Origin of the sequence: Pseudomonas palleroniana (assembly GCF_003031675.1) — a bacterium.
Taxonomy (GTDB): Bacteria; Pseudomonadota; Gammaproteobacteria; order Pseudomonadales; family Pseudomonadaceae; genus Aquipseudomonas; species Aquipseudomonas palleroniana.
On sequence record NZ_PYWX01000011.1, the window covers coordinates 36,369 to 50,277 of the forward strand.

At 59.2% G+C, this 13,909-nt stretch carries 13 protein-coding genes and 1 tRNA gene; 12 read left to right on the top strand and 2 right to left on the bottom strand.

Annotation, left to right across the window (positions count from 1 at the left end; translation table 11 throughout):
* Positions 1-10: 10 nt before the first annotated feature.
* The 7 genes from C9383_RS03020 to C9383_RS03050 all read left to right on the top strand — a co-directional run bounded on the left by C9383_RS03020 (position 11) and on the right by C9383_RS03050 (position 7,727).
* Complete coding sequence (locus C9383_RS03020; RefSeq protein ID WP_060755932.1) at positions 11-529, top strand: DUF2059 domain-containing protein; 519 nt, start codon at positions 11-13, stop codon at positions 527-529.
* A 6-nt stretch (positions 530-535) separates the two neighbouring features.
* Positions 536-832: a BolA family protein gene (locus C9383_RS03025; RefSeq protein WP_060755931.1), complete on the top strand. Its 297-nt coding sequence runs from the start codon at positions 536-538 to the stop codon at positions 830-832.
* A 118-nt stretch (positions 833-950) separates the two neighbouring features.
* On the top strand, positions 951-1,892 hold the full coding sequence (gene trhO / locus C9383_RS03030; protein WP_090369661.1) for an oxygen-dependent tRNA uridine(34) hydroxylase TrhO: 942 nt from the start codon (positions 951-953) through the stop codon (positions 1,890-1,892).
* Between the two features lie 36 nt (positions 1,893-1,928).
* Positions 1,929-2,531, top strand: a complete 603-nt coding sequence (locus C9383_RS03035; protein ID WP_174554057.1) for a DsbA family protein — start codon at positions 1,929-1,931, stop codon at positions 2,529-2,531.
* On the top strand, positions 2,524-4,341 hold the full coding sequence (locus tag C9383_RS03040; protein WP_060755928.1) for an ABC transporter ATP-binding protein: 1,818 nt from the start codon (positions 2,524-2,526) through the stop codon (positions 4,339-4,341). The genes C9383_RS03035 and C9383_RS03040 overlap by 8 nt, the downstream gene beginning before the upstream one ends.
* Positions 4,342-4,412: 71 nt before the next feature.
* Positions 4,413-6,875 carry an EAL domain-containing protein gene (locus tag C9383_RS03045; protein ID WP_090369666.1) on the top strand — a complete coding sequence of 821 codons (2,463 nt, stop codon included), beginning with the start codon at positions 4,413-4,415 and terminating at the stop codon, positions 6,873-6,875.
* A gap of 78 nt (positions 6,876-6,953) precedes the next feature.
* The gene (locus tag C9383_RS03050; protein WP_218580644.1) at positions 6,954-7,727 is read left to right on the top strand and encodes an iron-containing redox enzyme family protein; all 774 of its coding nucleotides are present in this window, start codon (positions 6,954-6,956) and stop codon (positions 7,725-7,727) included.
* 22 nt (positions 7,728-7,749) lie between these two features.
* On the opposite strand, the gene C9383_RS03055 is transcribed toward C9383_RS03050, so the two are convergent.
* Together C9383_RS03055 and lldD are read right to left on the bottom strand one after the other, a co-directional pair.
* Entirely contained in the window at positions 7,750-8,676 is a 927-nt protein-coding gene (locus C9383_RS03055; protein ID WP_090369668.1) for a GGDEF domain-containing protein, read from the bottom strand.
* Between the two features lie 303 nt (positions 8,677-8,979).
* Entirely contained in the window at positions 8,980-10,110 is a 1,131-nt protein-coding gene (lldD, locus tag C9383_RS03060) for an FMN-dependent L-lactate dehydrogenase LldD (RefSeq protein ID WP_090369670.1), read from the bottom strand.
* A 101-nt stretch (positions 10,111-10,211) separates the two neighbouring features.
* On the opposite strand from lldD, the gene C9383_RS03065 reads away from it, so the two are divergent.
* From C9383_RS03065 to C9383_RS03085, 5 genes are all read left to right on the top strand, one after another.
* A complete protein-coding gene (locus C9383_RS03065) occupies positions 10,212-11,096 on the top strand; it encodes a LysR family transcriptional regulator (protein WP_090369672.1) in 885 nt (294 codons plus the stop codon).
* Between the two features lie 85 nt (positions 11,097-11,181).
* Positions 11,182-11,257, top strand: a tRNA-Asn gene (locus C9383_RS03070).
* Positions 11,258-11,906: 649 nt separating this feature from the next.
* On the top strand, positions 11,907-12,476 hold the full coding sequence (locus C9383_RS03075; protein WP_235863229.1) for a hypothetical protein: 570 nt from the start codon (positions 11,907-11,909) through the stop codon (positions 12,474-12,476).
* Positions 12,412-12,759, top strand: coding sequence for a hypothetical protein (locus C9383_RS03080; protein WP_143038198.1), 348 nt, complete (start codon positions 12,412-12,414; stop codon positions 12,757-12,759). Before C9383_RS03075 ends, C9383_RS03080 begins: the two co-directional genes overlap by 65 nt.
* A gap of 64 nt (positions 12,760-12,823) precedes the next feature.
* Entirely contained in the window at positions 12,824-13,879 is a 1,056-nt protein-coding gene (locus C9383_RS03085; protein ID WP_090369676.1) for an NAD(P)-dependent oxidoreductase, read from the top strand.
* Positions 13,880-13,909: the final 30 nt, after the last annotated feature.

The following is a 13,909-nucleotide window of genomic DNA, read 5'->3' on the forward strand; positions in this document are numbered from 1 at the left end:
AGGAAACTCGATGACTCGTCTTCGTGCCATCTGTACCGCGGTTGCTCTGGTTTGCGCCAGCGGCCAGGTTCTTGCCGATACCGCCAGCCACAACGCCAGTGCCGAAGCCTTCCTTACCCTGGCCCACGCCGACAAGCTGGGTACCCCGGTGTACATGCAAGTGCAGCAAATGTTCGCCCAGCGTTTCGAACAGACCAAGGCGCCTGCCGCCAAGCAGTCCGTACTGGACAGCTACCAGGCCAAGGCCAATGCCGCCCTGGACCAGGCCATCGGCTGGCCGAAGCTGAAGCCGGACATGGTCAAGCTCTATACCAGCAACTTCAGCGAATCCGAGCTCAAGGACCTGGTCGCTTTCTACCAGTCGCCACTGGGCAAGAAAGTCCTGGAAAAAATGCCGCAACTGACCCAGCAATCGGCCCAGATGACCCAGGCCAAGCTGGAAAGCGCCGTGCCGGTCGTGAACAAGCTGTTGGAAGACATGACCAACGAGCTGATGCCGAAAGCCGCCGCACCGGCCAAGAAGAAGTAAGCAGGAATGACCATGCAACAGCGTATCGAAACGGCGCTTGCCGCCCTGGGCTCCGACCATCTGAGTGTGCTGGATGAAAGCCACATGCACAGCCGCGGGTTGCAGACCCATTTCAAGGCCGTGCTGGTCAGCCCGCAGTTCGAGGGGCTCAACCGCGTCAAGCGCCACCAGAAGGTCTACGCCACCCTGGGTGATCTGATGAGCGAGTTTCATGCGCTGGCGCTGCATACCTACACGCCTGACGAATGGGCGAAAATCGACGCAGCCCCGGCCTCGCCGACCTGCGCCGGCGGGCATGATTAATGAGCGGGTGTCTCTGACACCGGGCATTTGTTAGAATCCGCAACGCGCCGCTTAGCCGGCGCGTTTTTTTTGCATCCGGTTCACCCTTTACGAGGGTAGCCACCTGGAGAGAACACCCATGACTCAACCGATTGTCGTGGCGGCACTGTACAAGTTCGTCACCCTCGAAGATTACGTCGCCCTGCGCGAACCCCTGCTGCAGGCAATGGTCGACAACGGCATCAAAGGCACCTTGCTGATCGCCGAGGAAGGCATCAACGGCACTGTTTCCGGGAGCCGCGAAGGCATCGATGGCCTGATCGCCTGGCTGAAGAACGATCCGCGCATGGTCGACATCGACCACAAGGAATCGTACTGCGACGAGCAGCCGTTCTACCGCACCAAGGTCAAGCTCAAGAAAGAGATCGTGACCCTGGGCGTCGAAGGCGTCGATCCGAACAAGAAAGTCGGCACCTATGTGGACCCCAAGGACTGGAACGCGTTGATCAGCGACCCGGAAGTGCTGTTGATCGACACCCGTAACGACTACGAAGTCTCCATTGGCACCTTCGAAGGCGCGATCGACCCGAAAACCACCAGTTTTCGCGAATTTCCCGACTACATCAAAGCCAACTTCGACCCGGCCAAGCACAAGAAGGTCGCGATGTTCTGCACCGGCGGCATTCGGTGTGAGAAAGCGTCGAGCTATATGCTCAGCGAAGGCTTCGATGAGGTCTACCACCTCAAGGGTGGCATCCTGAAGTACCTCGAAGAAGTGCCCCAGGAAGAAACCAAATGGCAGGGCGACTGCTTTGTATTCGACAATCGCGTGACGGTCCGCCACGACTTGAGCGAAGGCGACTACGATCAATGTCATGCCTGTCGCACGCCGGTAAGCGTCGAAGACCGTGCGTCCGAGCACTATGTGGCCGGCATCAGTTGCCCGCATTGCTGGGATAAGCTGCCGGAGAAGACCCGTCGCAGTGCGATCGACCGGCAAAAGCAGATTGAACTGGCCAAGGCCCGCAATATGCCGCACCCGATTGGCTTCAACTACAAGCAAACCCCTTCCGAGGCCTGAGCCATGTCCGCGCGCCTGCTCTATGTAATGGACCCGATGTGTTCCTGGTGCTGGGGCTTTGCCCCGGTGGCCGAGGCGTTGGTGGAGCAGGCCCAGGCCGCCGGCGTGGAGCTGCACCTGGTGGTGGGCGGCTTGCGCACCGGCAGCGGCGCGGCGCTGGAGCCTACGACCCGGCGCTACATCCTGGAGCACTGGCAGGCGGTCACCGAGGCCACCGGCCAGCCGTTCAAGCTTGAAGGCGCATTGCCCGACGGTTTCGTCTATGACACCGAGCCTGCTTGCCGCGCCATCGTCACTGCCCGCAGCCTGGCGCCGGATTGCGCGTGGAAGCTGCTGGGGCTGATCCAGCGTGCGTTTTATGTCGAGGGCCGCGATGTGACCCTCGCCAGTGTGCTGGTGGAGTTGGCGGAGAAGGCGGGCATCCCGCGCATCGAGTTTGCCGGTGAGTTTGACCGCGCCGAGCAACACGTGGCGACGGCCGCCGATTTCACCTGGGTGCAGGACCTGGGCATCGCCGGTTTCCCGACGCTGTTGGCCGAGCGCAATGGCCAGTTGGCCTTGCTGACCAATGGTTACCAGCCGCTGTCCGAGCTGTCGCCGTTGCTGGCTCGATGGCTGGAGCGAGCAACCTGTGCATGACCAGCCTGACCTCGAGCCGAGCAAACGCACTGATCGCCTGACCTGGGCGGAAATCCGTCGCCTGGCCCTGCGTCACAAGAAGTCGTTGTGGCTCGCCAATGGCGTCGCCGTGCTGGCGACCCTGTGCAGTGTGCCCATTCCGTTGCTGTTGCCGCTGCTGGTCGATGAAGTACTGCTGGGCCACGGCGACGCCGCGCTCAAGGTGATGAACCACGTCTTACCGCTGGGCTGGCAGAAAGCCGCCGGTTATATCGGCCTGATGCTGCTGGTGACCCTGCTGCTGCGCTGCGGTGCGCTGGTATTCAACGTCGTGCAGGCGCGGCTGTTCGCGCGGCTGGCCAAAGACATCGTGTACCGCATCCGCGTGCGCCTGATCGAACGGCTCAAGCGCATTTCCCTCGGCGAATATGAAAGCCTGGGCAGCGGCACGGTCACCACGCATCTGGTCACCGACCTCGATACTCTGGATAAATTTGTCGGTGAAACCCTCAGCCGCTTCCTGGTGGCCATGCTTACTCTGGTGGGCACCTCGGCCATTCTGGTGTGGATGCATTGGCAACTGGCGTTGTTGATCCTGCTGTTCAACCCGCTGGTGATCTACGCCACGGTGCAGTTGGGCAAACGCGTCAAACACCTGAAGAAGCTGGAAAACGACAGCACCTCACGCTTTACCCAAGCGCTGACCGAAACCCTGGACGCCATCCAGGAAGTGCGCGCCGGCAACCGCCAGGGCTTTTTCCTCGGGCGCCTCGGCCAGCGTGCCCTGGAAGTGCGCGATTATGCGATCAATTCCCAATGGAAAAGCGACGCCTCCAGCCGCGCCAGCGGGTTGTTGTTCCAGTTTGGTATCGACATCTTCCGGGCCGCGGCGATGCTCACCGTGTTGTTTTCCGACCTGTCGATTGGCCAGATGCTCGCCGTGTTCAGTTACCTGTGGTTCATGATCGGCCCGGTGGAGCAGCTGTTGAACCTGCAATACGCCTACTACGCGGCGGGTGGGGCGCTGACGCGGATCAACGAGCTGCTGGCGCGCGCCGATGAGCCGCAATATGCCGGTGGCGAAGATCCGTTTACCGGGCATGAAACGGTCGGTATTGATGTGCGGGGCCTCAATTTCGGCTACGGCGAAGATTTAGTCCTCGACCAGCTTAACCTGAGTATTGCGCCCGGAGAGAAGGTCGCCATCGTCGGTGCCAGTGGTGGCGGCAAGAGTACTTTGGTACAACTGCTGCTGGGCTTGTATACCCCGCAGGCGGGCAGTATCCGTTTTGGCGGTGCCACCCAGCAGGAGATCGGCCTGGCAACCATTCGTGAAAACGTTGCGGTGGTGCTGCAGCATCCGGCGTTGTTCAACGATACCGTGCGCGCCAACCTGACCATGGGCCGTACCCGTTCCGACCAGGCCTGCTGGCAGGCATTGGAGATCGCCCAGCTGGATGCTACCGTCAGGGCGCTGCCCTTGGGCTTGGACAGCGTGGTGGGGCGTTCCGGCGTGCGCTTTTCCGGCGGCCAGCGCCAGCGCCTGGCGATAGCGCGGATGGTGCTGGCCGAGCCGAAGGTGGTGATTCTGGATGAGGCGACCTCCGCTTTGGATGCCGCCACCGAGTACAACCTGCATCAGGCGCTGGCGCGGTTTCTCAGCGGGCGTACTACACTGATTATCGCCCATCGCCTGTCGGCGGTGAAACAGGCCGATCGGGTACTGGTGTTCGATGGTGGGCATATCGCCGAAGATGGCGACCATCAGCAATTGATTGCCGATGGCGGGTTGTACGCCAAGCTGTATGGTCACCTGCAACAAGTGCGTTGAGTTAGCTTAGGCTGTGCTGTCGGGGGCGGATTTTCGCGTGCGTATTCAGCTGTGCATGTGCAAGGGACTTCATGAAGCAAAAACGAACTCTCGGAACACCACGGTTGTTGGGCATTGTCTGGCCTTTTATTGCCGTTGTGCTGTTCCAGGCATTGTTGGGTTGCGTCAGTCTCTACGTGCTTTCAGCGGTGCGTGGCTATGTGGCTGGCGAAAGTCTTTGGTCCAAGGGGCAGAAAGATGCCATCTATTACCTGACCCTCTACGCCGATAATCGCGACGAAGCCACTTACCTCAAGTATCAGCACGCCATCGCCGTGCCACAGGGTGGGCACGAGCTGCGCATTGCCCTCGACCGTCCCGTCCCCGACCTCACCGCGGCGCGCCTGGGTATTCTCAAGGGTGGCAACCACCCGGATGACGTTTCCAGCCTGATCTGGCTGTACCTCAACTTTCGCCATTTCAGCTACCTGGAAAAAGCCATCGCACTGTGGACCGTGGGCGATGGCTATCTGGTGCAGCTGGATGAACTGGCCCAGTCGATGCACCGGGCGATCAGCGCCAATCAAGTCAGTGGCGACAACGTGCGCGACTGGAAGGCGCACATCATTGCGATCAATGACGGCGTGACCCCGGCGGCCAAGGCATTCAGCGATGCCTTGGGCGAGGGCTCGCGGATGATTTTGCGGCTGTTGCTGATCACCAACCTGACCACCGCGTTGGGGCTGATTGTTCTGGCGCTGCTGCGTACCCACAAGCTTCTGGCCCAGCGCCATGCCTTCGCCAATGCCCTGCAAGTCGAGAAGGAGCGGGCGCAGATCACCCTGGAGTCGATCGGCGACGGGGTGATCACCACCGACGTCGATGGCGCCATCACCTACATGAACCCAGCGGCGGAGGCGTTGACCCACTGGAAAAACGCCCAGGCCCAAGGCCTGCCCCTGGCGGCGTTGTTCAAACTGCTGGACGAAAGCGCCGAGCCCGACGGCTTTACCCTGATCGAGCGCATCATCAAGGGCCGGCTTGGTGGCGGCAGCGAACATTCCAAGCTGATCCAGCGCCTGGACGGCAGTACGGTGTCGGTGACGCTGGTGGGGGCACCGATCCGCAGCGCCGGCAAAGTCAGCGGTGCGGTACTGGTGCTGCACGACATGACCCAGGAGCGCCAGTACATCGCCAACCTGTCGTGGCAAGCGACCCATGATGCCTTGACCGGCCTGGCCAACCGTCGTGAGTTCGAGTACCGCCTGGAGCAGGTGCTGCAACAAGTGGGGCGCCAGCAGGGTGGGCGGCATGCGTTGATGTTCCTCGACCTGGACCAGTTCAAGCTGGTCAACGACACCTGTGGTCATGCGGCCGGTGACGAGCTGCTGCGTCATATTTGTGCGCTGCTGCAGTCGGACCTGCGCGAAGGCGACACGCTGGCTCGGTTGGGCGGCGACGAGTTCGGCATCCTGCTGGAGAACTGTCCGGCGCCGGTGGCGGAAAGAATCGCCGAAAGCCTGCGCCATACCGTGCAGAGCCTGCATTTTGTGTGGAAGGGACGGCCGTTCATGACCACCGTCAGTATCGGCCTGGTGCATATCTCACAAACCCCGACCACCCTCGAAACGTCGTTGCGGGCGGCAGATATGGCGTGCTACATGGCCAAGGAAAAGGGCCGCAACCGGGTGCAGGTCTACCATGCCGATGACTCGGAATTGTCTTTGCGTTTCGGTGAGATGGCCTGGGTGCAGCGCCTGCACATGGCGTTGGAGGAAGACCGTTTTTGCCTGTACTCCCAGGAAATCTCGCCGTTGGGCCATACCGACGCCGGCAGTGGGCATATCGAAATCCTGTTGCGACTGCACGATGAAGGGGGGCGCATCATCTTGCCCGACAGCTTTATCCCGGCCGCCGAACGTTACGGCCTGATGACATCGCTGGACCGCTGGGTGGTCGAGAACGTATTCAAGATCATCGCCAAGTGCATGCATGAGCGTCCGGGCCGGCCCATGGCTATGTGTGCGATCAATCTGTCAGGCATTACCATTGGTGATGACGATTTCCTGGGGTTTCTACATGAGAAATTCGCGGCTTATAACATCCCGCCTGAAATGATATGTTTTGAAATAACCGAGACGAGTGCTATTGCCAATCTCGGCAGTGCAATCCGTTTTATTAATGAACTCAAAGCCTTAGGTTGCCATTTTTCCCTCGATGACTTTTGCGCCGGAATGTCCTCATTCGCTTATCTCAAACATTTACCTGTAGACTTCCTGAAGATCGATGGAAGTTTCGTAAAGGATATGCTGGACGACCCGATTAACCGCGCCATGGTCGAAGTGATCAATCACATCGGCCACGTCATGGGTAAGCGCACAATTGCCGAGTTTGTTGAAACCACGCACATCGAACAGGCGTTACTTGAGATCGGTGTGGATTACGCTCAGGGCTACCTGATTGAACGCCCGCAATTGTTTACCTTTGATAGCTTGCAGTGTCGACCTGTGCGTCCGCAGCCTCTGTTATTCAAGGCGCCCGGCACATTCCGCTGAAACATTTGCTGGTCTGTACTATCACACTAAAAAAGGAGCCCTACAGTGATCGACACATTCAACAGAACCGGCCCGCTTATGGAAGCCTCGAGTTACCCCGCCTGGGCGCAACAATTGATCCAGGACTGTAGCGAGAGCAAGCGCCGAGTTGTCGAGCACGAACTGTACCAGCGCATGCGCGACAACACGCTCAGCGCCAAGACCATGCGCCACTACCTGATTGGTGGCTGGCCGGTGGTGGAACAGTTTGCCTTGTACATGGCACAGAACCTCACCAAGACCAAGTTTGCCCGCCATCCTGGGGAGGATATGGCGCGACGTTGGCTGATGCGCAATATTCGCGTGGAACTGAACCACGCTGACTATTGGGTGAATTGGGCGCGTGCCCATGGCGTGAGCCTGGAGGAGTTGCAGGCGCAGAATGTACCTCCGGAATTGCATGCCCTGAGCCACTGGTGCTGGCATACCAGTTCGTCCGATGCGCTGATCGTTGCAATTGCCGCAACCAATTATGCCATCGAGGGGGCGACTGGGGAGTGGTCCGCCGTGGTGTGTTCGACCGGTGTTTATGCCGCCGCCTTCCCCGAGGAAGACCGCAAGCGCGCGATGAAGTGGCTGAAGATGCACGCCCAGTACGACGACGCCCACCCCTGGGAGGCCCTGGAAATCATCTGTACCCTGGCCGGGATGAACCCGAGCAAGGCCTTGCAGGTCGAGCTGCGCCAGGCCGTCTGCAAGAGCTACGACTACATGTACCTGTTTCTGGAAAGCTGCATGCGGTTGGAAAAAGACAACGACAAGATGCTCGCGGCCGTTCGCGAGCGCCCGGCACGCGTCGCCAGCGAGGCGTGATGCAAGCGTGATGGCGGGGGGCTTACCCCGCCATCGCCAAGCGGTTGCGGCCTTCGCGCTTGGCCACGTACAAAGCGTTATCGGCCCGGCGCAGCAGGCTTTCAGCCGACTCGGCGGCCAACAAGGTTGAGCAGCCGAGGCTCACCGTCAATTCGATCCGCGTCCCCTCCACCCAGTAATCCTGTGCCTGTGCTGCCTGGCGCAAACGCTCGCCGACCATGGCGGCGGCCTCTCGGCCGGTATTCGACAGCAGGATCAGAAACTCTTCCCCGCCAAACCGAAACACCATGTCCACGTTGCGCAACTGGTTTTTGATCGTGGTGGCGATTTCGCGCAGCACGCTATCGCCAGCCGCATGACCGTGAGTGTCGTTGATTCGCTTGAAGTGGTCGATGTCCAGCATCAGCAAGGACAACGGGCTCAGGTGCCGCTTGGCCATGTCGATCTCCCTTTGCAGAGTCTGGTCCATGGCGATTCGGTTGCCGGTTTCAGTCAATGGATCACGCAGGGCGCTGCGCGTGGCTGCGCGGTAGAGCAGGGCGTTGCGCATCGGATAGAGCAGGGTAGCCAGCAGGGTTTCGAGCTGGTGCAGTTCGTCTTCCATGAAGCGCTGGTTGCGGCGAAAGATCAGCTCACCCAAGTGCTCGCCTTCGTGGCTCAGGCTGTAGCTCACTGAATGATGGCCGCGATGGCCGAACTCCAGGCGCAGGTCGCTGGTTGCGTGACGGTACTGCAGGGCATCCACCGGGACCAGGCGCTGGATTTCGCGAAAGAACAGGCCGAGGATACGCTCCGGCTCCAGGCTGACCTGCAATTGCTGGTTCAGTTGCTGGCGCAATTGGTTAAGGGTAATGGGGCGCTGCGGCCGCAGGGAGGGCTGACCAAACCCCAGACGTTGCAATTTGGCGCTGTCGAAGTCAATTGCGTTGGTCTGGGTGGGTGTTTTCATAGTTGGACGGCCTCTAAGCACTGAACTGTCTTACAGGCTGGATGAGAATGGCAGAAGCCAAGCGTCTTACTGTTCCGTCAGTTGCGTAAAACAATAGGAACAGTTTAAACCGCTTTAGTCCGGGTTATAACCCCGGGGCACTGCCGCACGTCTTGTCATCGCTTAACCTGCTTGGCAGGGATTAGAGCGAGATTCGTGCCAAATCCTTTTGGCCGTATAAAACGTCTTACAAATCAATTAATTGCTTTTATAACTCAGTGGGGTTGTCGCCTGCTTGCGTCAGTTATTTGGCTGACAGCTGGCTTAGACCAAGGTCGTGCGGTCGATCTGCTCAATCGAGGTGACCCCGGTCAGGGTCATGGCCACGCGCATCTCCTTGGCGAAGATATCCAGCAGGTTCTCCACCCCGTGCTGGCCGTCGGCAGCCAATGCATAGGCGGTGGCGCGGCCCAGCAGACATGCTTTGGCACCCAAGGCGAGCATACGCACCACGTCCAGCCCCGAACGGATGCCGGAGTCCACCAGCACGGTGAGGTCATCGCCGACCTTGTCGGCAATCGGTGGCAGGGCCTTGGCGGTGGACAGCACGCCGTCCAGCTGGCGCCCGCCATGGTTGGAGACCACGATGCCATCGGCCCCGAAGCTCACGGCGTCCTTGGCATCCTGCGGATCGAGGATGCCTTTGATGATCATCGGGCCTTTCCAGAACTCACGGATCCATTCCAGGTCTTTCCAGCTGATGGAGGGATCGAAGTTGTTGGCCAGCCAGCCGATGTAGTCTTCCAGGTGGGTGGGTTTGCCCAGGTACCTGGAGATATTGCCCAGGTCGTGTGGACGGCCGAGCAACCCCACATCGAACGCCCATTGCGGCTTGGTGACGGCTTGCAGCATGCGCCGCGACGCCGCGAATGGCCCGGACATGCCCGAGTGTGCATCGCGGTAGCGTGCGCCTGGCGTGGGCATATCCACGGTGAACACCAGTGTCGTCACCCCGGCCGCCTGGGCCCGTTCCAGCGCGTTGCGCATGAAGCCACGGTCCTTGAGGACATACAGCTGGAACCAGATTGATTGCGCGCTTTGAGACGCCACTTCTTCAATCGAACACACCGACACCGTCGACAGGCAGAAGGGGATGCCTTTATTGGCGGCTGCCTTGGCCGCCTGCACTTCGCCGCGCCGCGCATACATGCCGGTGAGGCCCACCGGGCTGAGGATCACCGGCATGTCCAAGGGCTGGCCGAACAGGGTGGTCTTGAGGCTCAGGCTATCCACATTGCGCAGGACACGCTGGCGCAGGCTGATCTCGGCCAGGTCCGAACTGTTGGCGCGCATCGTGTGTTCGGCGTAGGCACCGCCGTCGATGTAGTCGAACAGGAAGCGCGGCAGCTTGCGCTTGGCGGCTGCGCGATAGTCGGAGGCGGACGAGATGATCATTGAAGAGGGGCTCCACAGGGCAAGGTAATTCAGGATAGGCAATAATCTGGCATGATAAAAACAACTTTTATCAATGGTAGCCAGTCGCAAAAGGAATACCGATGAACCTACGAGCATTGCGTGCCTTTGTCGAAGTGGTACGCCAGGGCGGCTTCTCCCAGGCTGCCGAGGTGGTGTCGCTGACTCAGTCCTCCGTGAGCAAGGCCGTCAGGACGCTGGAGGATGAACTGGGCGCGCCGCTTTTTAATCGCCTGGGCCACCGTAACGAACTCACCGCCGCCGGTGAAATTGTCTACCGTCGCGCCCAGGTGCTGCTCGCCGAGAGCAATGACCTGGTGGCCGAGATCAATGACTTGCGCGGCCTCAAGCGTGGCCAACTGCGCATCGGCCTGCCCCCGGTGGGTTGCGGCGTGCTGTTCGCGGCCATGTTCGCCACCTACCGCAGGCGCTACCCCGACATCGAAATCGAACTCACCGAGTACGGCAGCAAGAAACTGCGCGGGTGCCTGGAAGCCGGGGAGATTGACCTCGCGGCGTTGCTGCTGCCCACGGATGAAGGGTTCGACTTCCAACCCGTGCGCAATGAACCCCTGATGGCCGTGTTACCCATGAACCACCCGCTGGCCCGGCGCAAGCGCATCGACTTCACCGACCTTGCGGACTCACCGTTCATTCTGTTCGAAGCAGGCTTTGCCCTGAACGCCAAGATCCTCGCCGCCTGCGAGCGCAAGGGCGTGACTCCCAAGGTCACGGCCCGCAGCGGGCAGATCGACTTTATCGTCGACTTGGTCTCGGCGGGCCTGGGCGTCGCGTTCCTGCCGCGCATGCTGGCGCACATGCATCAACCCACCGGTATCGCCCTGATCCCCTTGGACGAACCCCACACCGACTGGCACATCGCCCTGGCCTGGCGCGCCAGCGCCCACCTGCCGCCGGCGGCGCGTGCCTGGCTGGATTTGGCCAAGGAAATGGCCCATTCGGAGTAGGGCGACTACCGCTTATCAGGATGAATTCGTCAAAACGCATCCCGATGCTTGACTTCTTCTTTTTAATCAGTAACATACGGCGCATTCCGCGATAGCTCAGTTGGTAGAGCAAATGACTGTTAATCATTGGGTCCCTGGTTCGAGTCCAGGTCGTGGAGCCAGATAGAGAAAAGCCTGCAGCGATGCAGGCTTTTTTTTTGCCCTGGATTTCTTCGGGGTGATCAAAGCGCGCAGCGCGACCAGCGTGACTGCGTCTCTAATCCTGCGATTACATGAAAATCGCTGCAGTGGTTTCAACCAAGGCGCGCTGGGTAAAACCAGGGTTGGCGTCAATTGATCTGATTCTGATTGATATCCAAGGAGCCTGCGCTGTTTTTCATAAAGTCGTGTTTATGAAGAATTATTTAGGTTGCGCTTGCAGATCGTGCCTACGCGACATTTTTTCCGGGGCGAACATTGTTGAGTGGATGGATTTAAATTTCGAATAATCAGGATTTTAGAAAAAACATCGGCTCTGAAACAGAATTCAGTGCTGTGGTTTTTATTGGCTTCCTATTATTTTTTCCTAACCGTCTATTCCAAAAAGGTCTTTTGTTGAAAATTTCGGAGCATGCTTTATTGCGCACAAATGTAACAAGTTGTTTCATTTTTGCCGTTTTCGGCACCGATAAGGGGGCTTTCTGTCGGCGAACAGGTGAGTTCCGTTCGTTGCGGCGCAGTGGGTTGAGCCTGGGACAGTGATGATTTTGCGTGCGTCTGTTCGGCGCAATGCGAAACAAGGGATTTGTATAATTATCGAGGCTCGAACCCATGAATCATGTGATCAACTCCATACTGGAAAATGCATCAACTCGCCCGTCACTCGGCCATACCAACCCCGCTTTACTACATGACATTCTATGGCGAGCACTTGAGCACGCACTCAAGGCAAACACGGACGACGCTTCCCAGACCCCGCACACCCGAGCCTGCCTGAGGATCTACGCCGAAATCGATACGCTGTCGTATCTGGACAAGGCTGATTCGAAATTGGCGGCTGCTTTGGGTAAGGCATTCTTCGAGTCCCGCTCCAGCAAAGACGTCGAGGCGTTCTGGAAGTTGTTGCTGATCAAGCAACTGCTGTTCGAATTGTCGGTCAGGAGTGTGGCGACCCAGATTGCTTCGCAAGCCAGCCTGCCCCGTCAGTTACTCACGCTCGACTCGCAGTTGATTGCAGCGCCGTCCGGGGTAAATATCAGCCTGGGGCTGCTGTGCAAAGAGACCGACCAACTCAAGCATTCTGTCGTGCTGGTCTTGCAGAAACTGGCACAACACGTTGAAGACCGTGGCCATCGGCACGGCCGAACAACTGCTGGCCAGCCTGCACCTGGAAGTGATTGAAAGTAAGCGCTTCGTGTACAAGGCCACCACCGGCACCGAGCCGGCGGATCCTTGGAAAATCAAGGAAAGCAGCTTGCTCAACTTGTGGCCTAGCCTCAAGGCAGAGGTCTACCGCAAGGAAAAGAACCTGAGAATCTATCGGTTGTTTCTTATATACGCCAAAAGCAATCCCGCGTTCATCCAGCCCTCATCGCTGAATGATTTCTACAGCGGGTTCCTCGCGGCCGCGAGTACCGATGCAGGTCTGGTCGATCCCACCAGCGCCCACTATTTCAACTGGTGATTAGCCCCGATACCCAGGGCAGCCTGGGTATCGGCAGGCGCTACCCTCCAAGAGGATCAACTGTATGGCATTTACTATCCTGATACTCGATGCCCCGAGCCCGCCATTGCTGTTTGAGGAAGTCGATCGCTTTCTTGCGCTGGGCCTGAACGTCACTCTCAACCTGCACTATTTCGCGGATAAAGAGCGCATCCGGCAGCACTACACTACGCGTATTGAATATGCCGAGATCGACTGTCACGACGAGCCTGCCTTTATTGCCGCCGTGAGTCGAGCCAGGGGTTACAGCGTGTTCAAGACGCGCCTGAACATCCCCCTCGGTGCCAGCCTGATCCGTGCCGCCAGTTCGCCCGCGTTGGCCACGCCACTGCGCGCCATTGCCCAGGCCGGCGCCGGGGTTAACCATATTGATCGGCTCGAATGCGAGCAGTGCGGCGTTACGATACTCAACACGCCAGGCTCCAACGCGGTCGCTGTTGCCGAGTACGTCCTGGCCCAGGCGCTGTTTCTATCTCGTGATCTGGATTATTACAACGCCGAAACGCACAACGGCCATTGGGCAAAAGGCACCTTGGCACCCACCTGCGAATACGCCGAACTCACGCTTGGGCTGGTGGGCACCGGAAGCATTGCCCGGCAGGTGGCACGTAAGGCGGCGGCGCTGGGCATCAAGGTGATCGCTACCGGGTCCGAGCGTTTTACCGAATCGGTAGCGCGCAGCCTTGAGCTTGAGCGACGAGCAAGCCTTGCGCAGTTACTGGCTGAATCGCACATCGTCTCGATCCACGTGCCGCTCACCACGCTGACCCGCGGCTTGTTCGGCACCGCCGAGTTCGGGCAGATGCGCCAAGGTTCAATCCTCATCAATACCGCTCGCGGCGGGATCGTCGACGAACACCAGCTGGCAGCCTTCATGCGCCAGTTTCCCAGGCACATCAAGGCGGTCGCCATCGATACCTTTTCCCTGGAAAAAGACCGGTTCGACTCGCCACTGACCGACATTCCCAACGCGCAACTGACGCCGCATATCGCCGGCAATACCACCACGGCAATCAGGGTGGCGTCCCGTCAGATCGTCGACAAGATCCATGCATTCAGTGCCGCCGCCATCGTGCGTTAACCTACCGGACACAAGGAGGGCTACATCATG

Excerpts from the sequence above, each read along its gene's own strand:
- C9383_RS03020 (WP_060755932.1), top strand. The coding sequence starts at position 11 with ATGACTCGTCTTCGTGCCATCTGTACCGCGGTTGCTCTGGTTTGCGCC.
- C9383_RS03025 (WP_060755931.1), top strand. The coding sequence starts at position 536 with ATGACCATGCAACAGCGTATCGAAACGGCGCTTGCCGCCCTGGGCTCC.
- trhO (WP_090369661.1), top strand. The coding sequence starts at position 951 with ATGACTCAACCGATTGTCGTGGCGGCACTGTACAAGTTCGTCACCCTC.
- C9383_RS03035 (WP_174554057.1), top strand. The coding sequence starts at position 1,929 with ATGTGTTCCTGGTGCTGGGGCTTTGCCCCGGTGGCCGAGGCGTTGGTG.
- C9383_RS03045 (WP_090369666.1), top strand. The coding sequence starts at position 4,413 with ATGAAGCAAAAACGAACTCTCGGAACACCACGGTTGTTGGGCATTGTC.
- C9383_RS03050 (WP_218580644.1), top strand. The coding sequence starts at position 6,954 with ATGGAAGCCTCGAGTTACCCCGCCTGGGCGCAACAATTGATCCAGGAC.
- C9383_RS03055 (WP_090369668.1), bottom strand. The coding sequence starts at position 8,676 with ATGAAAACACCCACCCAGACCAACGCAATTGACTTCGACAGCGCCAAA.
- lldD (WP_090369670.1), bottom strand. The coding sequence starts at position 10,110 with ATGATCATCTCGTCCGCCTCCGACTATCGCGCAGCCGCCAAGCGCAAG.
- C9383_RS03065 (WP_090369672.1), top strand. The coding sequence starts at position 10,212 with ATGAACCTACGAGCATTGCGTGCCTTTGTCGAAGTGGTACGCCAGGGC.
- C9383_RS03075 (WP_235863229.1), top strand. The coding sequence starts at position 11,907 with ATGAATCATGTGATCAACTCCATACTGGAAAATGCATCAACTCGCCCG.
- C9383_RS03085 (WP_090369676.1), top strand. The coding sequence starts at position 12,824 with ATGGCATTTACTATCCTGATACTCGATGCCCCGAGCCCGCCATTGCTG.